The 21,032-nt window shown below is 70.7% G+C and carries 15 protein-coding genes; 4 read left to right on the top strand and 11 right to left on the bottom strand.

Annotated elements, in window-relative coordinates:
* Positions 1 to 71 precede the first annotated feature (71 nt).
* Genes ABD120_RS34065 through ABD120_RS34055 form a run of 3 tightly spaced genes read right to left on the bottom strand, consistent with a single transcriptional unit; the run spans position 72 to position 3,492 of the window.
* The gene (locus ABD120_RS34065; RefSeq protein WP_343954409.1) at positions 72 to 812 is read right to left on the bottom strand and encodes a succinate dehydrogenase/fumarate reductase iron-sulfur subunit; all 741 of its coding nucleotides are present in this window, start codon (positions 810 to 812) and stop codon (positions 72 to 74) included.
* On the bottom strand, positions 809 to 2,731 hold the full coding sequence (locus tag ABD120_RS34060; protein WP_425564085.1) for a fumarate reductase/succinate dehydrogenase flavoprotein subunit: 1,923 nt from the start codon (positions 2,729 to 2,731) through the stop codon (positions 809 to 811). Before ABD120_RS34060 ends, ABD120_RS34065 begins: the two co-directional genes overlap by 4 nt.
* On the bottom strand, positions 2,731 to 3,492 hold the full coding sequence (locus ABD120_RS34055) for a succinate dehydrogenase cytochrome b subunit (RefSeq protein WP_343954407.1): 762 nt from the start codon (positions 3,490 to 3,492) through the stop codon (positions 2,731 to 2,733). The genes ABD120_RS34060 and ABD120_RS34055 overlap by 1 nt, the downstream gene beginning before the upstream one ends.
* Before the next feature lie 132 nt (positions 3,493 to 3,624).
* On the opposite strand from ABD120_RS34055, the gene ABD120_RS34050 reads away from it, so the two are divergent.
* From ABD120_RS34050 to ABD120_RS34035, 4 genes are all read left to right on the top strand, one after another.
* Positions 3,625 to 4,569, top strand: coding sequence for a LysR family transcriptional regulator (locus ABD120_RS34050; protein WP_343954406.1), 945 nt, complete (start codon positions 3,625 to 3,627; stop codon positions 4,567 to 4,569).
* 225 nt (positions 4,570 to 4,794) lie between these two features.
* Positions 4,795 to 5,586 carry a hypothetical protein gene (locus ABD120_RS34045; protein WP_343954405.1) on the top strand — a complete coding sequence of 264 codons (792 nt, stop codon included), beginning with the start codon at positions 4,795 to 4,797 and terminating at the stop codon, positions 5,584 to 5,586.
* Between the two features lie 10 nt (positions 5,587 to 5,596).
* A complete protein-coding gene (locus ABD120_RS34040; RefSeq protein ID WP_343954404.1) occupies positions 5,597 to 7,471 on the top strand; it encodes a fumarate reductase/succinate dehydrogenase flavoprotein subunit in 1,875 nt (624 codons plus the stop codon).
* Positions 7,468 to 8,220, top strand: a complete 753-nt coding sequence (locus ABD120_RS34035; RefSeq protein WP_343954402.1) for a succinate dehydrogenase/fumarate reductase iron-sulfur subunit — start codon at positions 7,468 to 7,470, stop codon at positions 8,218 to 8,220. The genes ABD120_RS34040 and ABD120_RS34035 overlap by 4 nt, the downstream gene beginning before the upstream one ends.
* Before the next feature lie 232 nt (positions 8,221 to 8,452).
* On the opposite strand, the gene ABD120_RS34030 is transcribed toward ABD120_RS34035, so the two are convergent.
* The 8 genes from ABD120_RS34030 to ABD120_RS33995 all read right to left on the bottom strand — a co-directional run bounded on the left by ABD120_RS34030 (position 8,453) and on the right by ABD120_RS33995 (position 19,820).
* Positions 8,453 to 9,649 (bottom strand): hypothetical protein, encoded by a 1,197-nt coding sequence (locus ABD120_RS34030; protein ID WP_343954401.1) that lies wholly within the window; start codon positions 9,647 to 9,649, stop codon positions 8,453 to 8,455.
* An 86-nt stretch (positions 9,650 to 9,735) separates the two neighbouring features.
* Positions 9,736 to 11,484, bottom strand: coding sequence for a hypothetical protein (locus ABD120_RS34025; protein ID WP_343954400.1), 1,749 nt, complete (start codon positions 11,482 to 11,484; stop codon positions 9,736 to 9,738).
* Positions 11,485 to 11,615: 131 nt separating this feature from the next.
* Complete coding sequence (locus ABD120_RS34020) at positions 11,616 to 12,017, bottom strand: (deoxy)nucleoside triphosphate pyrophosphohydrolase (protein ID WP_343954399.1); 402 nt, start codon at positions 12,015 to 12,017, stop codon at positions 11,616 to 11,618.
* Complete coding sequence (locus tag ABD120_RS34015; protein ID WP_343954398.1) at positions 12,014 to 13,111, bottom strand: C40 family peptidase; 1,098 nt, start codon at positions 13,109 to 13,111, stop codon at positions 12,014 to 12,016. Before ABD120_RS34015 ends, ABD120_RS34020 begins: the two co-directional genes overlap by 4 nt.
* Positions 13,108 to 13,731 (bottom strand): hypothetical protein, encoded by a 624-nt coding sequence (locus ABD120_RS34010; protein WP_343954397.1) that lies wholly within the window; start codon positions 13,729 to 13,731, stop codon positions 13,108 to 13,110. The genes ABD120_RS34015 and ABD120_RS34010 overlap by 4 nt, the downstream gene beginning before the upstream one ends.
* A 1-nt stretch (position 13,732) precedes the next feature.
* The gene (locus ABD120_RS34005; RefSeq protein ID WP_343954396.1) at positions 13,733 to 15,973 is read right to left on the bottom strand and encodes a type IV secretion system protein; all 2,241 of its coding nucleotides are present in this window, start codon (positions 15,971 to 15,973) and stop codon (positions 13,733 to 13,735) included.
* On the bottom strand, positions 15,970 to 18,444 hold the full coding sequence (locus tag ABD120_RS34000) for an ATP-binding protein (protein ID WP_343954395.1): 2,475 nt from the start codon (positions 18,442 to 18,444) through the stop codon (positions 15,970 to 15,972). Before ABD120_RS34000 ends, ABD120_RS34005 begins: the two co-directional genes overlap by 4 nt.
* A 32-nt stretch (positions 18,445 to 18,476) precedes the next feature.
* Positions 18,477 to 19,820 carry a MinD/ParA family ATP-binding protein gene (locus ABD120_RS33995; protein WP_343954394.1) on the bottom strand — a complete coding sequence of 448 codons (1,344 nt, stop codon included), beginning with the start codon at positions 19,818 to 19,820 and terminating at the stop codon, positions 18,477 to 18,479.
* Between the last annotated feature and the right edge of the window lie 1,212 nt (positions 19,821 to 21,032).

The following is a 21,032-nucleotide window of genomic DNA, read 5'->3' as shown; positions in this document are numbered from 1 at the left end:
GGCTCTCACGGACCGGGCTCTCCGCGCCGTCGGCCGCACCCCTTTCGGAGTGCGGCTCGCGTCCTGGCTCGTTACTTCGCGTTGGCCTTCAGGTAGTCGCTGTTCATCTGCGCGATCGTGTCCAGCGGGATGCCCTTCGGGCACACGGCCGTGCACTCGCCGGTGTTGGTACAGCCGCCGAAGCCCTCGGCGTCCATCTGGTCCACCATCGCCTTGGCCCGCGACAGCCGCTCCGGCTGGCCCTGCGGCAGCAGCGCCAGGTGGGTGATCTTGGCGGCGGTGAAGAGCGAGGCCGAGCCGTTCGGGCAGGCCGCCACGCAGGCGCCGCAGCCGATGCAGGTGGCCGCGTCGAAGGCGGCGTCCGCGTCCTCCTTGCGCACCGGGACGCTGTGCGCGTCCGGCGCCGAACCCGCCGGGACCGACACGAACCCGCCCGCCTGGACGATGCGGTCGAAGGCGCTCCGGTCGACGACCAGGTCCTTGATCACCGGGAAGGGAGCCGCGCGCCACGGTTCGATGGTGACGACCGCGCCGTCCTCGAAGTGCCGCATGTGGAGCTGGCAGGTCGTGGTCGCGCGCTGCTCACCGTGGGCGACGCCGTTGATGACCATGCCGCACATGCCGCAGATGCCCTCGCGACAGTCGTGGTCGAAGGCGATCGGGTCGTCGCCTTCGAGGATCAGCCGCTCGTTGACGACGTCCAGCATCTCAAGGAAGGACATGTCGGGCGAGACGTCCTCGGCGCGGTAGGTGACCATGCGTCCGGCGTCGTCCGGCCCGCTCTGCCGCCACACCCTCAGGGTCAGGTTCACTTGTAGCTCCGCTGGCTCATCTTGACGTACTCGTACTCAAGCGTTTCCTTGTGCAGCACCGGACCGTCCGGCGTCCGCTCCCACGCCGACACATGCGCGAAGTTCTCGTCGTCGCGCAGTGCCTCCCCGTCGGCGTCCTGCGACTCGGCACGGAAGTGGCCGCCGCACGACTCCGTACGCACCAGCGCGTCCAGGCACATCAGCTCGGCCAGGTCGAAGAAGTCGGCCACCCGCCCGGCCTTCTCCAGCACCTGGTTGAGCTCCTCCGCCGTGCCGCTGACCTTGACGTCGCGCCAGAACTCCGCGCGCAGCTCGGGGATGAGCTCCAGGGCCTTGCGCAGCGACTCCTCGGTGCGCTCCATGCCGCAGTAGTCCCACATGATCTTGCCGAGCTCGCGGTGGAAGGAGTCCGGCGTCCGGCTGCCGTTCACGGCGAGCAGCCGGTCGATCTTCTCGCGCACCCTGATCTCGGCCTCGGCCACGGCCTCCTCGTCGACCTCGCCGAACGGCCCGTTCGCGAGGTAGTCGCCGAGGGTGGTCGGCAGCACGAAGTACCCGTCGGCCAGGCCCTGCATGAGCGCGGAGGCGCCGAGCCGGTTGGCGCCGTGGTCGGAGAAGTTGGCCTCGCCGATCACGAACAGCCCGGGGACGGTGGTCTGGAGGTCGTAGTCCACCCACAGCCCGCCCATCGTGTAGTGGACGGCCGGGTAGATGCGCATCGGCTGGGTGTAGGGGTCCTCGCCGGTGATGCGCTCGTACATCTCGAACAGGTTGCCGTACTTCTTCTCCACGGCGTCCCGGCCGAGCCGGTCGATCGCGTCGCGGAAGTCGAGGTACACGCCGAGCCCGCCGGGGCCGACGCCCCGGCCCTCGTCACAGACGTTCTTGGCCGCCCGCGAGGCGATGTCGCGCGGAACCAGGTTGCCGAAGGCCGGGTAGATGCGCTCCAGGTAGTAGTCGCGCTCGTCGTCGGGGATGTCGCCGGCCGCGCGCGTGTCACCGGCCGCGACCGGCACCCACACCCGGCCGTCGTTACGCAGCGACTCCGACATCAGCGTCAGCTTCGACTGGTACTCGCCCGAGACGGGGATGCAAGTCGGGTGGATCTGCGTGTAGCAGGGGTTGGCGAAGTAGGCGCCCTGCTCGTGGGCCCGCCAGATCGCGGTGGTGTTGCAGCCCTTGGCGTTGGTCGACAGGTAGAAGACGTTGCCGTAGCCGCCGGTGGCGAGCACGACCGCGTCGGCCGTGTGCCGCTCGATCTCGCCGGTCACCATGTCGCGCACGATGATGCCGCGCGCCCGGTCGTCGGCGACGATCAGCTCCAGCATCTCGTGCCGGGTGAACATCTCGACCGTGCCCGCCTTGATCTGCCGCTCCAGCGCCTGGTAGGCGCCGAGGAGCAGTTGCTGGCCCGTCTGGCCGCGCGCGTAGAACGTCCGGGAGACCTGCGCGCCGCCGAAGGAGCGGGTGTCGAGCAGGCCGCCGTACTCGCGGGCGAACGGCACGCCCTGGGCGACGGCCTGGTCGATGATGTTCACCGAGACCTCGGCCAGCCGGTAGACGTTCGACTCGCGGGCGCGGAAGTCGCCGCCCTTCACCGTGTCGTAGAAGAGCCGGTAGATCGAGTCGCCGTCGCCCCGGTAGTTCTTGGCGGCGTTGATGCCGCCCTGGGCGGCGATCGAGTGGGCGCGGCGCGGGGAGTCCTGGTAGCAGAAGGACTTGACGTTGTAGCCCAGCTCGCCCAGCGTGGCGGCGGCCGAGCCGCCCGCGAGGCCGGTGCCGACGACGATGACGTTGAGCTTGCGCTTGTTGGCCGGGTTGACGAGCTTGGCGGCGAACTTGCGCTTCTCCCAGCGCTCGGCGATCGGGCCTTCCGGGGCCTTGGTGTCGCTGACGGGCGCGCCCTCGGTGTACTCGATCACTTGACGACTCCGATCATGACGGCGAGCGGCGGGGCGAGGAAGCCGAGCGCGATCACTCCGGCCACCAGCCCGGCGCCCAGCCGTACGGTCTTGGCCCGGCCCTTGGCCCAGCCCAGCGTCTGGAAGCCGCTCCACAGGCCGTGGCGCAGGTGGAGGCCCACCATGACGACGGCGACGACGTAGATGAGCGTGACCCACCAGCGGGAGGGGGCGAAGCCCTCGATCATGCGGGCGGCGGGGGTGCCGTCGAACCCGGCGGGGTTGACCACGCCGAAGGTCAGGTCGAGCAGGTGCCAGATCACGAACAGCAGGATGGTGATGCCGCCGAAGCGCATGATGTGCGTGGCGTACCCGCCCGCCTGCGCCTTCTTGGCGACGTACTTCACCGGCCGGGCCTTGGCCGCGCGTCGCGTCAGCGTGATGGCCGCCCACATGTGCAGCACCACGGAGACGGCGAGCACCACCTCGACGAGCGTGACCACGGTCCGGTACGGCAGCAGCGGCTCACCGAAGGTGCGCAGCCCGTGCGCGTAGTCGTTGAACGACTGCGCCCCGAAGAAGATCTTGAGGTTGCCGAGCATGTGGACGATCAGGTAGCCCACCATCACGGCGCCGGTGACGGCCATGACGACCTTCCGCCCGCTGGAGGAGCGGAGGAACCCCGAGGGCTTCCTGGACGCCGGAGGCTTGGCGGGTCGCTGCTGGGGGGCGGCGCTAACCGGGGCGGTCGCAGCCCCGCGCTCTATCGTGGCAGTCACGGTTCGACGCTAGGTAACCAGCAACGATCCGTCCAAGTCATCGCAGATCTGGTTTCCATAGCCGCAGGCTATGATGCTTGGTTTGATACGGCTGGCATAAAGAGAACCCGGCCGGGATGCGAGCAAAATCACATGCAGCTGCAGCAGCTCGCCTACTTCGTCGCAGTGGCGGAGACCAGGCACTTCACGCAGGCCGCCGAGCGGATGCGGGTGGCGCAGCCGTCTCTCAGCAAGCAGATCAAGGCGCTGGAGGACGAGCTCGGCGCCCGGCTGTTCTCGCGCGCCCGGGGCAACGTCGCGCTCACCCCGGCCGGTGAGGCGCTGCTGCCGCTGGCCCGCCGCATGCTGGCCGACTCCGACACCGCCCGCCAGGAGGTGGCCGAACTGGCCGGGCTGCGGCGCGGCCGCGTACGGCTCGGCGCCACGCCGTCGCTGTGCGCCGGGCTGCTGGCCGACGCGCTGGCCCGCTTCCACCGCGACTACCCGGGCATCCGCCTGCACGTCGAGGAGGGGGGCTCGCGCGACCTGGTCAGGGCGCTGGCCAGGGGGCAGATCGACCTGTCGCTGATCATCATGCCGTTGCAGCACGACGACCCGTCGCTGGTCACGGAGGAGATCCTGCACGAGAGCCTGGTCGTGGTCTCGCCCAGCCACGAGCAGTCGCGGCGGCCGTACATGCGGATCGAGGAGCTGCGGGGGCGCGCGATGGTGATGTTCCGGCGCGGCTACGACCTCAGGGAGGCGACGCTGTCGGCCTGCCGCCAGGCGGGCTTCGAGCCGAGGTTCGCGGTCGAGGGCGGCGAGATGGACGCGGTGCTGCGCTTCGTCGAGGCGGGTCTCGGGGTGGCCGTGGTGCCCTCGATGGTGCTCGACGGCCGTCCGGGCCTGTCGGGCATCCCGCTGGCCCCTCCGGGGCTGACGCGCACGATCGCGCTGGCCCACCGAAAGGACGTGGAGCCGACCCGGGCGGCGCAGGCGTTCCGGATCACGCTGCTGCGGTTCCTGCGGGACGCGGCCCACGAGGGGACGTTGCCGCAGGGGGTCGAGCTCATAGAGCAGGGGGATATTACGCCATAAATCAGACTTGTCGGGCGCTGTTGGGACTCCATCCCCGGCCATGACAGGGGGACGTGACAGGAATCACACAGAGTCATCGAAAAAGTGAGTGACCCTTCTCACAAATCCCGATGCCGTCGTCGTAACGTATCCCCCACCAATGCGCGCCTGAGCGGAGACGCCGCGCGCACAGCGAACGACCCGGGCCCCCGCGAGCAGGGTCCGCGGGAGGTGGAGAGGTCCGCGATGACCCAAACGACGGCCGAAAGCCCGGCACGGAGGGGGCGGGCGCAGATCAAGGTGCGCACGCTCCGCACGGACAGGTGGTGGCTGGCGCCGCTGCTGACCTTCCTGGGGCTCAGCTCATTCCTCATATACGGCATGTGGGCGATCTTCGATGGCAGCTACTACTACGCGCCCAGCGAGTACATCGCCCCGTTCTCGTCGCCCTGCCTGGCGACATCATGTCCCGAGGGAGCCCGCTTCCTCGGCCTGGCTCCCTTCGGCGACTGGTACACCCTGCCGCCCGGCCTGCTGATCCTCGGCCTGCCCGGCGGCTTCAGGCTCACCTGCTACTACTACCGCAAGTCGTACTACCGGTCGTTCTGGCTGTCGCCGCCCGCGTGCGCGGTGCAGGAGCCGCACGGCAAGTACAGCGGCGAGACCCGCCTCCCGCTGATCATGCAGAACATCCACCGCTACTTCTTCTACGCGGCCATCGTCATCGGCCTCGTCCTGGCCTACGACGCCGTGCTGGCGCTGGTCCACACGCCGACCGGGCTCGGCACCTGGATCCTGATCCTGAACGCGGTCCTCATCAACCTGTACACCCTGTCGTGCCACTCGTGCCGACACATCACCGCAGGGCGGCTCAACCACTTCTCCCGCCACCCGGTCAGGTACAAGGCGTGGACCTTCGTCTCCAAGCTCAACGCCAAGCACCAGCCCCTTGCCTGGGCCTCGATGTTCTCCGTCATGGGCGCCGACCTCTATGTCCGCCTGGTGACCAAGGGCATCATCGCCTTCCCGTTCGCATAAGGATTCTGAAGTGGAAATCGAGCGTCACGAATACGACGTCGTCGTCATCGGCGCCGGCGGCGCCGGGCTGCGGGCCGCGATCGAGGCCAGGCAGCAGGGCAAGCGCACGGCGATCGTCTGCAAGTCGCTGTTCGGCAAGGCCCACACGGTCATGGCCGAGGGCGGCGCCGCCGCCGCGATGGGCAACGTCAACTCCGACGACAACTGGCAGGTGCACTTCCGCGACACCATGCGCGGCGGCAAGTTCCTCAACAACTGGAGGATGGCCGAACTGCACGCCAAGGAGGCGCCCGACCGCGTCTGGGAACTGGAAGCCTGGGGTGCGCTGTTCGACCGCACCAAGGACGGCAAGATCAGCCAGCGCAACTTCGGCGGCCACGAGTACCCCCGGCTCGCGCACGTGGGAGACCGTACGGGCCTCGAACTGATCCGCACCCTGCAGCAGCGGGTCGTCGCCCTGCAGCAGGAGGACCACGAGACCCACGGCGACTACGAGGCCTACATCAAGGTCTTCCAGGAGTGCACCGTCACGCGCCTGCTCAAGGACGGCGAGCGCGTCTCCGGCGCGTTCGGCTACTGGCGTGAGAGCGGCAGCCTCGTCGTCTTCGACGCCCCCGCCATCGTGCTCGCCACGGGCGGCATCGGCAAGTCGTACGTCGTCACCTCCAACTCCTGGGAGTACACCGGCGACGGCCACGCCCTGGCCCTGCTCGCGGGCGCCAACCTGATCAACATGGAGTTCATCCAGTTCCACCCGACCGGGATGGTCTGGCCGCCGTCCGTGCGCGGCATCCTCGTCACCGAGTCGGTCCGGGGCGACGGCGGCGTGCTGCGCAACTCCGAGGGCCGCCGCTTCATGTTCGACTACATCCCGGACGTCTTCAAGGACAAGTACGCCACCAGCGAGGAGGAGGGCGACCGCTGGTACACCGACCAGGCCAACAACCGCCGCCCGCCGGAGCTGCTGCCGCGTGACGAGGTGGCCCGCGCGATCAACTCCGAGGTCAAGGCCGGGCGCGGCTCGCCCCAGGGCGGCGTCTTCCTCGACGTCTCCACCCGCCTGCCGGCCGAGGAGATCAAGCGGCGGCTGCCGTCCATGCACCACCAGTTCAAGGAACTGGCCGACGTCGACATCACCGCCGAACCCATGCAGGTCGGCCCGACCTGCCACTACATCATGGGCGGCGTCGAGGTGGACGCCGACACCGGCGCCGCCGCCGTACCCGGGCTGTTCGCGGCCGGAGAGGTGTCCGGCGGCATGCACGGCTCCAACCGGCTCGGCGGCAACTCCCTGTCGGACCTGCTGGTCTTCGGCCGCAGGGCGGGGCTCGGCGCCGCCCAATACGTGGACGCGCTCGGCGCCCGGCCCGTCGTGTCGCCGGAGTCCGTGGACGAGGCGCGGGCCGAGGCGCTCGCGCCGCTGGAGCGCAGCGGCGAGAACCCGTACGAGGTGCACCACGAGCTCCAGCGCGCGATGAACGACCTGGTCGGCATCATCCGCAAGGCCGAGGAGGTCTCCGAGGCGCTCGAAGTGGTCGAGAAGCTCAAGGAGCGGGTCCAGCGGGTCGGCGCCGGAGGGTCGCGCATCTACAACCCCGGCTGGCACCTCGCGCTCGACCTGCGCAACATGCTGCTGGTGTCGGAGTGCGTCGCCCGCGCCGCGCTGCTGCGTGAGGAGAGCAGGGGCGGCCACACGCGCGACGACTTCCCCGGCATGAACCCCGACTGGCGCCGCAAGCTCCTCGTCTGCTCCACCGCCGACGGCGCCGCCGTCTCGGTCGAGGAGCAGAGCCAGGCGCCGATGCGCCAGGACCTGTTCGACCTGTTCGACGTGGCCGAGCTGAAGAAGTACCTCACGGACGAAGAGCTGGGGAACGACAGATGAGTTACAAGGCGAAGTTCAAGGTCTGGCGCGGTGAGGGCGGTGAGGGCAAGCTTGAGGACTTCACGGTCGAGGTGAACGAGGGCGAGGTCGTCCTCGACATCATCCACCGGCTCCAGGCCACACAGGCGCCCGACCTGGCCGTCCGCTGGAACTGCAAGGCGGGCAAGTGCGGGTCCTGCTCGATGGAGATCAACGGCAAGCCGCGCCTGGGCTGCATGACCCGGATGTCCACCTTCACCGAGGACGAGACGATCACGGTCACGCCGATGCGGACCTTCCCCGTCATCAAGGACCTGGTGACGGACGTGTCGTTCAACTACCAGAAGGCGCGCGAGGTGCCGTCCTTCACCCCGCCCGCCGACGTGCGGCCGGGCGAGTACCGGATGCAGCAGGTGGACGTCGAGCGCTCGCAGGAGTTCCGCAAGTGCATCGAGTGCTTCATGTGCAACAACGTCTGCCACGTGATCCGCGACCATGAGGAGAACAAGCCCGCCTTCTCTGGGCCCCGGTTCCTCATGCGGATCGCGGAGCTGGACATGCACCCGTACGACGTGGCCGACCGCAAGGATTCGGCGCAGGAGCAGCACGGACTGGGCTACTGCAACATCACCAAGTGCTGCACCGAGGTGTGCCCCGAGCACATCAAGATCACCGACAACGCGCTCATCCCGATGAAGGAGCGCGTGGTGGACCGCAAGTACGACCCGCTCGTGTGGCTCGGCAACAAGATCTTCCGCCGCCCGAAGTGACGTTCAGGCCAAGAGTCAAGGTGACGTTTCGGGACAAACCCCCATCCGTTACGGCGAGGCCGACTGAGCCCGCCTCGCCGTAACGGGCCGAGGGCCTCCCACGCCGCTCCTCCCCGCAGACGGCACCCCGCCGACACGACTACGCCGTTGACCACCTGGGTGGTTCAACGGCGTTCGTGCCTTTCGGAAACGTTCGTGCCGGTCCTTCGGAAGCGTTCGCGCCCGGATGCCTTCAGCGAGTGTCTTTCCAGGGGAGCTCGTCGCCCGGCTCCGCCGAGGAGGCGGTACTCGTCGGCATTTCGCGGGTCTGGTCGTACGGCTTGCCGCCGCCCGCCGGGATGTCGGCTGCGATGTCGGCTGGGGGCGCCTCCGGCTCCGGCTGGACGACCGGCTCGAAGGCGCCTCGGTACTGCGTCTCCTCGTCCGCCTCCGGTCTGACCGGCTCGTGGGCGAAGGAGTCGAAGTCGTCGGGATGCAGGACCACCGGCTCGTCCGGCAGGGTGGGAGGCGTGGGCTCGGGCGGCTGCTCCTGGTAGACCGGACTGTACTGGACCTGGCCGCTCGGGTAGGTCTGCACCGGGACGAAGCTGATGATCGGCGCGTACGCCGTGCCGCCCGGGTAGCCGGGCTGAGGGAAGATCTGCTGGCCGTACCCCGGCTGCTGCCCGTATCCAGGCTGCGGTGGGAAGCCGGGCTGCGGATGGGCCTGCTGGGGGTAGCCGCCAGGAGCAGCGGGGTAGGTGGGCGCCTCGTCAGACGGCTGCGGGCCCGCCTTCCTGATCGCCGCGGCGTGGGCCATCCGGCGCAGCCTGCCCTCGAACACCAGCACCGCGAACAGCACCAGCAGCACCATCACCAGCGCCGGGACGCTCAGCTTCTGCGTCAGCGCCCGCTGGTCGAACTCGGGGGTGGCGTTACGCAGTTCGAGCTGGGGCTCGTCCTCCACCGGCTCCTCGGTCGCCGTGGGTGTGGAGGTGGGAGTGGAGGCGACCGTCGGCGTGGGCGCCACGGTCGGCAACTGGACGCTCTGCTCCGGCGTCGGCTCCTGCGACGGCGTCGGCGCGGGCGGTGGGGGCGGGGCCGAGCTCTGTGGCGGCGGCATCACGGGCGCCTGCGTCGTGGCGGGCGGCGTGTTCGACGGGGGCTTGGTCGAGCGCTTGGGTGTGGCCGAGCGCTTCGGGGTCGGCGACGCGGTGATCGTCTTGGTGACGGTGGTCTCGGTCGGCCCCGGCGCCGGGATCGTGGTGATGACCGTCTCGGTCACGATCGGGTCTTCGCAGATCTGGCCCGCGTCGCAACCCTCGATCGGATCGGGGGGAGTGCTGACGCTGGCGCTCGCGGCCTGGAGGATGAACGGCGATACGGCCGCACCGGTCAGACCGATGGCGAGCGCGAGGGCAGCCACGGCCGTCGCTCGTCTGCGTGCCACCGGTACCCTCCGCGCAGTCCCAGAATCAGGTCCTAGGGAATACTAGTCCGGTTAAAGTAGCAGTAAAGTCCGAATTAGAAGGTTCGTTACGATCTTCGCTGGATGCGTCGGTGCTGCCTCCTGGCCACCGTCCACAGGGCGAGCAGCAGAATCGCGACGCCGCCCGCGACGATCGGCAGGCTTTTCGGTCCGTCGAGAGGATTCGGTCTCGGGGAGTTGTCCAGCCGCCGACCGGCGACCGTGGCGGCGAGCGGCAACGGCCGCCCCGCCTCCGCGCTCTCCGCCGCCAGCTCGACAGCGGGAAGTATCACGCCATCCGGTGAGGTAAGAGCGTTCGATTCGCTGTCACCGTTCGCCGAACCTCCGACCGCCAGAACGCCCGATTCCCTCATCCCTGTGCTCGTACCCGCAGGCACCCCACCGGAAAGCACCGGATTCCGCGAAGCCCCACCGGGCACCGGCCCCCCGGACGCGGGAGCGCCCAACGGCACCCCGCCGGAAGCAACCGACCCCCCGCCCCCGAGCGAAGGCAACCCCGGAGACGCCACCTCCCGAGACAGCAGCCCCCGAGACAGTAGACCCTGAGACAGCAGGTCCTGCGACGACAGCCCTTGAGATGACGAACCCTGAGACGACAGCCCTTGAGACCGCTGCCCTTGAGACGACAGCCCTTGAGACGACAGCCCCTGGGGCGACAGCCCGTGAGACGACAGCTCCCGGGAAGGGGCGACCGCCCCCGCACGGGGCCGCGCCCCGTCGAACCGCCGCCCGACGCCCGCGCCGTCAGGCGATCGCCCGCCCCCGGCGCGCGCACCTGCGCCCTCCCCGCGAACATCCCGCCCGTCACGGCCTTGGCCCGCGCCGCCCCGGTCCCCGTCTCGCCTGGCGTTGTCATCCCGCTCAGCGCCGACCCGGCCGTCCCGCTCCGCGCCCTCGCGGCCGCTGCCGCTCTTCCCCGCGCTCTCCTGGCCGCTGCCGCTCTTCCCCGCGCTCTCCTGGCCGCTGCCGCCCCGGCCGGCGTTCTCCCCGCCGCTTTCGCCGCTTTCCCCCCGGCCCGAACTCTGCTGAGCGCTCGTGTCGTCCTGGCCGCCTTCGCCCGGGTCGGCCACGACGCCGTGAATGGCGTCCTCTCCGTCGGCGGCCTGGGGATCGGTGCGCACCGGCCCTCTGGCCGCACCGGGCAGGTCGCCCGAAGTTCTCACGCCCGAGGCCATGGGCCGTCCCCGGACCTGGGCGGTGTCCACGTACGCGGTCGTCGTCCTCATGGCCATGACCGGCCCGCCGTCGCCCTGGATCCGCGCCACCGCCGCCACGACCACCGAAGCAGCACCCCCCGGTACGGTCACCCGTACATCCACCTCACGCTCCCCCTGCCCCCGCCCCAGCCTGCAGACCTCGGCCCCACGCGCAGAGTGCCGGCCGGTGAGCAGCTCCGACCGCGTGACCGGCCGCGCGGCGCCGCCACCGAGCGCGGCGGTCCTGGCGAGGTTGGCCGCGACCTGCTTGACCTTGGAGTCCGATGGAACGTTCCGGTACAGCAGCAGCTCATTGGTGGGCACCGCCTCGCCCAACGGCTCCGCGTCCGCCGCCGGGACCGTTCCAGGCCGTGTTCCAGGACGGGCCGGACGAGAGCCGGGTGCACAGGACACCGACGTGAGCGCCGCCTCCGGGTCGGCGGCGACGGCGAGCCGGGCGCGTCCGGTCCCCACGACCTTGACCCGGAACCTCAGCACATCCCCTGTCCGCACCCACTTGCCGAAATCGTCGTCCGGATCGATCAGCCGGGTGAAGTCCAGCGAGACGTCCCCGGTCGCGGCGACGGACACCGTACCCACGCCGACCACGGCGAGTGACCCCGCCCCCAGAACGGCCCCGACTTTCCAGCGCCTCCATCTACCTCTGAACACGCCACTTCCCCCCGAACACGGACACACTGTGTAGTTGTTATGTCACACAGGGAAGTGCTCTAATCCTGGGCGAGCAGATCGGCGACGGCCGCCATGACCGGCAGGTCCGCGCCGAGCCAGTTCACGGCGAAGTATTCCTCCGGCTCCAGCCACCGCAGCGCCAGATGTTCCTTGGCCACCGGCTCCCCGACGGAGAGGGAGGCCAGATAGGCGTGCATGACGTACCCGGCGGAAAGCTCCCACTCGCCGCCGACCCGCGCGCCCACCGCGATCTCCACCCCGAGTTCCTCACGGCACTCGCGGATGAGGGCGGCGTGCTCGCTCTCCCCCTCGTCCACCTTGCCGCCGGGGAACTCCCAGCCCCCGGCCAGCTCGGGCGGCTCGGCCCGCTGGGCGGCGAGCACCCGCCGCCCGTCCAGGATCACGGCGGCGACCACCAGGGTCGGTTCGTCAACGGTCATAGCGCATCGTCCAGCTTCTTCAACTGCTCCAGGACCGCGGGATTCTGCAGCGGCCGGGTGAAGCCCATCAGGGTGTCGCGGGTGCGGTAGCCGGTCACCTTGATCGGCCCGCACAGTTTGCACCGCGCCTCGATCATCTTCCCCTTCTCGACGACCATGCCGACATGGCCGGGATTGTTCGGTCCCGTACCGGGTCCGGCGTTGAAGAAGACCAGGTCACCCGGCTGCTCACTGCCTGCCGGGATCTTCACTCCGAACGGCCACTGCCCGAACGTCGTGCGCGGGATCGACAGGCCCGCGCTCCGGTAGGCCATGTAGATGATGCCGGAGCAGTCGTAGGCGTCAGGCCCGGTTCCACCCCACAGGTACGGTTTGCCGCGCTGCGCGAGAGCGTACTCCATGATCTTCGCCACGACGTCGCTGGGCGCGGCCTCGACCAGCGGGTCGTCGCACGCCGGGTCGGCCTGCGGCGGCAGCTTCACCTCACCCGACTCGGCGTACCGCTTGGCGATCTCCTCGACCTGGTCGACGTACCACCAGGCCCGGTTGTAGACGAACAGCGCCCGCCTGATGTTCTCCGGCGCCCCGTTGCGCTTGAGCATGCGCGCGGCGCCGAGGATGGCGTCGGCCGGGTTGTAGACGTCGGCGATGCCGTCGTCGTCGCCGTCGGAGGCGTACCCGTTGAACTTCGACGGGATCGGGATCCGCGCCTTGCCGCCCCACGTGCTGATCAGGAACTGCATCGGCCCGGCGGCGCCCGCGTAGTTGGTGCCGCTCTTGACGCCGGGCAGGTCGGAGCGGCCGTGGTCGGTCTCGCGCTTGCCGACGGCGGCCAGCACGTTCCACTGCACACCGATCTTCTTGCCGTGCTTCTTGTACAGCTCCAGCAGGTCGCGCGGGATGTCGGAGGAGGCCGAGTCCGAAGCCTCCTCAAGCTGGACGTCGTCGTCGCAGTCGGTCGTCGAGCCGCCGGCGCCGCCCATGATCGTCGGAATGGACACCATGAGCATCGGCGAGATCACCAGGGCGGCGAGCAGCAGCGCGGCGGCCAGGCCCACCGCCAGGCCGACGCGGGAGCGGGAGGCGCCGTTCACCCTTCCGCGTCCCCGTCCTGCCCCTCGGCGGCCTGCTGGACGTCGAAGACCCGCCAGTCGTCGCCGACCGGCGTGAGCGTCACGGCGAGGTCCTCGGTCTTCTCCTTCGCCCCGTCGGCGCCGTCGAGCTTCTGCGTACTCGTCACCACGAACACCACCGAGGTCTTGGCGACCTGCCTGATCTCCTTCATCACGGCGGTGGCCGTGGCGACGGTCCGCTCCTCACGGTTCTGCTGGACGGTGACCGGCGAGGTCAGGCTCTTGGTCAGGAAGTCGGCCAGCTCTCCGGTGGCGAACACCTTGACCCGCTCCGCGTATGCCGACGGCTCCTCGTCGTAGCGGAAGGTGCCGTAGGCGACGGTGAACCGGACGGCGAGGTCGGCCGCCGCGGCCAGTTGCCGCCGGTCCATCGGCAGGTAGGCGTAGACGTCGAAGGGGCCGTCGCTGGCGGTGGCCAGCGGCCTGCTGACGGGCGGGGCGGCGGTGTCCGCGCCGGCCCGGGGCGGAGGCGGGGGCTCCTCCTCGGAGTCCGGCCCCATGATCGCCCACAGGCCGATCGCGGCGACGACGGCCACCACCACCGCGAAAACCAGCCCGCGTCTGTCAACCGGCTGCGGCATCTCAGTCCTTGTCGGAGTTGTTCGGCTTCAGCCAGAACGGCACCGGCGGCTCGGCGCCGCTGCGGCCGTTGCCGCTCGACCGGCTCGGCAACCACAGGGGCGGCGGCTCGGACGAGCGCGCTCTCGGCACGTCGGCCTGCCGCGACCCGAAGAAGGACCCGCCGGACGACGAACCGCCACCGAAGATCCCGCCGCCGGACGACCCGCCCGACGCCTGCCGCGACGACCCGCCGCCCGAACCCTGCCGTGACGACCCGCCGCCTGAGGAGCCCCGGCGCGACGACCCACCGCCGCCCGAACCGCCCGACGACGAGCGCCCGCCTCGCGACGAACCGCCTCCGGACCCCCCTGACCTGGACCCACCGGACGAACCTCCGCGAGAGGCCCAGCCGCCGCCGGAGCGCCCGCCGAACCAGCCGCCGCTCGGGCCGCCGCCGCTCGCGCCCGCGCCACCGCTCGGCGTCCCTCCGGAGGAGGGCCGCACCGGGCCGCCGCCCGACCGTGTCGGCGCGCCGCTCAGGTTCAGCGGCGGAGCCGAGCCGGTACGGGCCGCCCGTCCCACGCCCTTGCCGCCACCCTGCTCGGTGTTGAGCGGCGCGGCGGTCGCGGGCACCCGGGTGCCGGACCCGGCCGAGGCGCCGTCGTCCCTGCCACCGGCCCTGACCGCGACCCCGGCCGCCGCCGTGGCCCCGGCGGTGCCACCGGCCGCCGCCGCCTGGACGACCGGTTCGGCCTTGCGCGCGCCCCAGCGGGCGATCTTCGAGGCCGCCACCGGAGGCAGCACGTTCGCCGAGCGCTCCAGGATCGGCGACGAGGCGGCCTCGCCCAGCATGCGGGTGGTGAGCGTGTGCCCGCTCATCGAGGCGAACAGGTGCTGGAACGGCTTGCGGTAGAAGAACACCGCGATGGTCAGCAACGCGATGAACAGGATCTGCAGACCCCATGGCATGGCCGTGGAGATGATCAGGGCGTAGCCGTACACGAGCACGCCCAGGACCAGCGCGAGCACGGCCTGCCGCAGCAACGTGCCGACCAGCATCTCCACCCAGCGCATGGCGATGATCCGCCCCGAGCCCGGATGCACGCCGATCAGCAGGAACACCGGCCCCATGATCAACAGCAGCAGGAACCCGACCTTGAGCACCAGCAACGACACCGCGACCAGGAAGATCAGCACGCCCGCGACCAGCGCCGCGATGAGCGCGCCGATCGCCACGCCGAGGCGGCTCGTCCAGTCCTTGCCCGTGAAGATCGCGTGGCGCGGATCGTCGCGCAGTTTCTCCGCGAGATCGGCGTAGGCGGCCTGGGCGGCGGAGGCGTTCGTGGACCGGGCGGCGAGTTCGGCCTGATCGATCGTCTGGTGTTCGAGTATCTTGCGGCCGTAGTCGCGGACGATCGCCTGGTCCGGGTCGGCGGTGCCGAACAGGCCCATGAGCCACGGCTTGCAGACCAGCGTCGACCACAGGGCGTCGGCGTTGCGCTCGACGGTCGGGGCGTCCTTCGGGCCCGCGAAGCCGCCGCCCTTGATCTCGGCGGCGGTCTGGCCGGGCTGTGGCAGACAGGACGGCGAGTCGGCCCCCGGCAGCCCGGAGAAGGCGGAGTTGACCACTTCGCCGGTCTTGTCGGTGACCACCTTGCCGAGGCTGGTGAAGTCGCCGGGCCGGTTGAAGAACCAGGTCGCGATCGTCACCGCCAGGACCATCCAGATGACGCCCTCGACGCTCATCGAGGCCCGCTTGCGCAGCAGGCCGTACCAGGCGAGCCAGATCGCCGCGAGCAGGACCAGCGGCGTCAGGAACGGCCAGTACAGGGCGTTGGAGAGGTTGGTGATGATGTCGTCGACGACGTTCTTGATCGAGTCGAGGGGGCCCTCGGTCGCCGCCGCCTGATAGGTGCTGATCGTGAGCCGGTCGATCGCCTTGGCCCACAGGAAGACCACGTTGGCCCACGCGTTGCCGATCATGGCGCCGAAGTCGCAGCCCAGATCGTAGGTGTGCCAGAACTGGCCGCTCGTGCCGAACTGCGCGTAGTTCGTCGCCGGGGTCTGCGCGGGTGTCCCCGGCGCGGGCGGTTGCAGCAGCCCGTCGAGGCCGCCGCCGACCACCTCGGGCGACAGGTCGCCCGACAGCTCGCACGGCGCCGCCGCGGCGGGCGACACGGCGCCCGCCACGAGAGGCAGCGCCAGGATGCCCATGACCAGCGCCAGGGCGACCGCCAGCCTCTTGGCCAGCCGGACCTTCATGACCGCACCTCCTGCGTTCGGCCCACTCCCCCTTGAAGATCATCACTGCTGTCGTCTGGTTTGTCATGCGTCGGATTCGTGTCGAGCCACCGGAGCAACTCGTCCGAGATCAGGTCCACGCCGATGCGCCCGGCCCGGCCGTCCAGATCGCGGAACACACATTCACCGTTGCCGAGAGAGCGCAGAACCGCCTTGTGCTCCTCCGACGCCTCGACTCCCAGAAGCGACATCACGTGCTCGACCTCGACCCGCTCCGTCGACCGGAAGGCGAAGACCGAGGAGAGACAGTTGGTCACCTGCTCGTTGAGCAGGTCGCCCGCGTTCTGGGAGACCAGCACCAGCGCGGTGTTGCGGGAGCGGCCCATCCGGCTGACCTCGGGCACCAGCTTGGCACCCTCGGGCGTGGAGGTGATCGCCCACGCCTCGTCCAGGAAGATCGCCTTGGGTGCCCGCCGGTCGAGCCCGTTCATGAGCCTGCGGGCGAACTGCGAGACCAGGTAGAGCAGCGCGACCGACAGCCGCTGCTCGTAGGAGTAGTCGTCGCGTCCGGTCGCCACGTCCGGCAGCGTCAGCCCCTGAAGGGTGAACACGGTGGTCCAGCCCGCCGAGTCGATCTGGTCGCCGCCGGACGGGTCGAAGCACAGCCGGGCCAGGTGCATCTCCGACATCGAGCGCAGCACCGCGCCCAGGTTCTTCGACGCCGCGTCCTCCGAGTGCTCCAGGAAGTCGACCACCTTGCCGAGCGACGGGCTGGGCGCGTTGGAGATCGCCGCGACCGCCTGGATCATCGCCGACTCGCGCTCCTCCGACATCCTCGGCAGCAGCAGCCGCAGCGTCTCCGTCGCCATCGTCTTCTTGGCCGCGATGTCGTCGCCGAACGAGAACGGGTCCAGCAGCCCCGGCGCCGCCGAGCCCAGCGGGATGATCCGGGCCTTACGGCCCCGGTTCTGCAGCAGCCGTACCAGCGAGTCGGCGTCGCCCTTCGGGTCGATCACCGCGACCGTGACCCCGCGCAGCGCCATCTGGTAGATCATCAGCAGCGCCAGCGTGGTCTTGCCGCCGCCCGGCTCCCCCGTGATCGCGATCGCGGTCGGCCGGTTGCGCATCGCCGCCACCAGCGGGTCGAAGTGCACGATGCTGCGCGCCCGGCCCACGGTCTCTCCGATGTACGGTCCCCGCCAGCCCTCCGTGACCTCGTCGATGCGGTCGCCGAGATCGACCGTGGCCGTGGCCATGCCGCCCGCGATCGTGCGCAGCGGCTGCCGCTGGGCGTAGGCGTTGACCCTGACCTTCTCCCCCGGCAGCGTCTCGCAGAACAGCGAGAACTGGTCGCCGGTCGAGTTGACCACGTCGATGCCCATGTCGCGGTAGTGCTCGACGACGGCCTCCACCCGCTGCACGCAGATCTCCTCGGTGGGCCCGGCCACCATCAGGCGGTGCCAGCCGTACACGAAGGGCAGCCGCTCCTTGGTGATGCCGTGCTCCAGCATGCGCGCCGCGTCGATCTGCTCGGCCAGCGCGATCGGCGCCTCCGCGCCCGCCTCCCGGATGTGGATGTCCATGTCGCGGGCGTGCGCCAGCTTGCGCGCCACGTCCTTCGACGCCTTCACCGGCGGGATCAGCCGCATCCGGCTGGAGATCTCGACCGGGAACGGCAACTGGTCGGCGAAGTGCATCCACGGCTCGCCGTCCGGGAACGGCATCAGGTCGGGGAAACGGGCGAACGACAGGTAGGCGACATACGAGTCGCCCTGCGGCTGCACCAGGCGCAACAACGACCTGCCGTTGCGGATCTCGCCCTCGACCAGCGACTCGATCTCACCCTTGCCCCAGCGCCTGCGTGGGCTCGCCGACGGCGGCGGGTCGCCCAGCGAGCCCGCGGCCGCGTGCTGGAACAGCCACGCCACCTCCGTCGAGGTGGCGTGCCTGGCGTACAGGGCGCTCGACGCGAGGGCCCGGCCCAGGCGCTCGGCCTGTTCGGTCCACTTGGCCAGCTCGTTGTCGGGCACGTGCTCGTCGTCGATGCCGAGCACCTTCTCGGTGCGCTGGTAGAAGCCGAACAACTGCGCCAGCACCCCGGCGCCGAGCTGCCTGCCGCGCTGGCCGAGCCGTACGCCGAGATAGACCTCCTTCGACCAGAAGTCCTTCGCCCAGACGTGCCGGTACATCTCCTCCAGGTAGTCGCGCCAGCCCGACCCCTCGTCGGAGGTGGCGTTGAGCGTCATCGCCCACTCCGCCGCCGGATACGTACGGTGGGCCACCCGCAGATGGACCTCGGCGTCCGGCATCCGGATCGCCGCCAGCGCGATCGTGATGTTGGTGGCCAGCGCCTCGCGCTCCTCCGGCGTCACGAACTCGTAGCTGACCGTCGGCAGGCGGAAGTACGCCCACACCTCGCCGTCGGTGAGCAGGATGCGGTCGTCGAAGTAGCGGACCGCCAGCCGCTGGTGCGCCCGCGACGCCCTGCTCATGCCGCCCCCTCAGCGCATGCAGCATTGTTCACTTAACGCTCACCGATTCTCGTGCCCGGGGGGTCACTGGCCAACTCCTCTTCGCTCGCTCGGACCGACTGTGCCGCGAAGCCCGCGACCACGACCCCGGCGAGAGCCAGGTAGGCCCGCCGTCCGGCCGCGCGCAACTGCCCAGGCTCGATGACGTCGGCGGCGCCCGGCGCCAACTCGTCCTCCCAGGGGACCCGGACGATCGCCCGGCACCTGCCGCGCGCCACCGCCTCCGCCTGCTCGACGTCCGACATGGAGCGCCTGCTCACCCCGTTGACCACCACCACCGCCCGCCTGCGCAGATCGGCGCAGCCGTGCCCGTCGAGCCACTCGAACGTCATCGCCACCGCCTCCGACGCCTCCTCGCTCGCGGGGACGACCAGGACCAACTGGTCGGAGTACGGCAGGACGCGGGCCGCCAGCGCGGCGGCCGGATCCATCACGGCCAGCTTGTAGTGCCTGTCGAGCAGGTGCATCGCCTGCCCCAGCCGGTGGTCGGAGAACAGCGTGCGGTCGGCCAGGCGCTGCTCTGCGCCCGCGTCCATGTCCGCCCCCACCACCTCCAGGCCGGAGGCGGTCCTGCTGGTGTAGCCGCGCATCGTCAGGTAACCGGTGACCTGTTCCAGGCCCGACAGCAGGCTGGTGAGCGTCTCCGGGGACTCCGGCTTGATGCGGCTCGTGAGCGTGCTGCCGCCGGTGTTGGCGTCCACGGCCAGCACGCGGTCGTCGCGGACGCGGGCCAGCGTGTGGCCGAGCATCAGCGCGGTCGTGCTCTGACCCGCGCCGCCCGTGCAGCCCAGGACCACGATGCGGCGGCTGCCGGGGAAGACCGCCCGCGCCCTGGCCTCGTCCACCTCCGAGCCGTCCGCACGGGGACCGCCGCCGCCCACCACGACCTGCGCGATGCGCCGCCAGCCGCCGGAGTCGCGGCCGACGACCGACTCGATCCGCCGTACTCTGCCCTCCTTGCGGGGGCTCTCCTCCTGCGGAGGCGGATCCTTCGGGGTGTCGTACCCGGGCTTGCCGTCACCCGAGACCGGCAACCGCACCTGCGCGTTCACCTTCGGCGTGGAGCCGGGCTGACCCGGCGCAGAACCGGGGCGAGTCGGCGTGAAGCCGGGCCCGGTGGACATGGGGCCGCGCTGAGGTGCCGTGGGGCCGGACGGCTGAGCCGAGGTGGAGTCCGGCTGGGCCGTGGAGCCGGGCCGGGTTCGTTCGGGGGCCGTCGGCGGTGCTCCGTACCTGGGCGGCTGTCCCTTGCGGTGCTGGAGCCGATCGTCGTCCGGCAGGTGTCGCAGCCGGTCACCGACCGCGTCGGCCGGGTGCCGAACCACTGCGCTGTCCACGCGCCGGCCATCGACCTCACCGGGCGTGTGCGGCTCCTCCGCAGGCACCCCCCGCGCAGCCTCCGGCATCGACCGGGACGGGGCACTCCCCTCCGGCATCGCGGGGTTGTTCTCGTCGGCCGACGGGCGCTGTCGTCCTGGGGCATCGGCTCCGTTCGGCGACTGGGCCAGGTCGTCGGGGCTCTGGGGCCGACCGTCCTGGGGAAGCTCCACCCCTCGTACGGGAAGAACCCGCTCCTGTGGCTCCACCGGCCTGATCGGCAGCAGCTTCTGGGGCGGTTCGCCCTGCTCGGACGTCCGCCCGTGCGGGCCTGCCTCACCAGAGGCCGCCAACCGCCGCAGCCGCCTCAGCGCCTCGGCGTCGATGGGCGCGGACCGCCGCCCCCCCTGAGCCTGTACGGCCTCAGCCGCGCTGTCCTCCTGGAACCGGACAGCGTCCGCCGCTCCCTCAGACGGGACGGAAGCCGCTCCTCCCTCGGTTCGAGGAGCGGTCGTCCTTCCCTCTGGCCGGGCAGCGGATGCCTCACCGTCCGTGGCGACAACCGATGGCCAGTCGTCTGCCTGGGCAGCGGCTGTCCTGCTCTCCTCCTGGGCAGGTGCCGTCGCCGTCTCCCCTGCGCCTGCCGAGGGGTGCGCGGAGGTCGCGGATCCGGCAGCCGCCTCCGCCGATGCAGAGCCCACGGTCTCGGCGAGCGGTTGCGCGGGGGTCATGGCCTCGGCGGTCGTCCTCGACTGTGCGAAGCCCTCGGTCTCGACGGCCGTCTCGGGCTGCGGGGAGGCCGCGTCCTGCGGCTTCGACCGGGCGGTGGTGACGGCCTCTGACTCGGGTTCGGTGGGGTCGGGCGCCGGCTTGGTGCGTCGTTTCCACCACGAGGCCGCAGGCTGCGTGGGCTTCACGGAGACTTGTGAGTCCGGGACGTCGCCCGCTCTGTGTGCCGGCGTGACGGGGTCCGGGATGTCACCCGCTCTGTGTGCGGGCGTGGCGGGGTCCGTTCGGCCGGGCTCGCCGGGGGCCGGTGGCGCGGGCGGGCGAAGAACGGGAAGTTCCGGAAGTCCGGGCGTTTCCGGGGCCGGTGGCGTGGCGTGCGCGGGCGACTGCGGCGCCGTACCACGGGCGGCCCCTGTGCCGCGCGCGGGCAGGGCGCCGCCCCAGCGGGTCGGCGGCGGCCCGGCCACCGGCGCGCAACCCGCCGTCACCGGGACGCAGTCCGC

Origin of the sequence: Nonomuraea longicatena (genome assembly GCF_039525605.1) — a bacterium.
Lineage (GTDB): Bacteria > Actinomycetota > Actinomycetes > Streptosporangiales > Streptosporangiaceae > Nonomuraea > Nonomuraea longicatena.
This window is presented reverse-complemented; position numbering and strand designations above follow the sequence as displayed.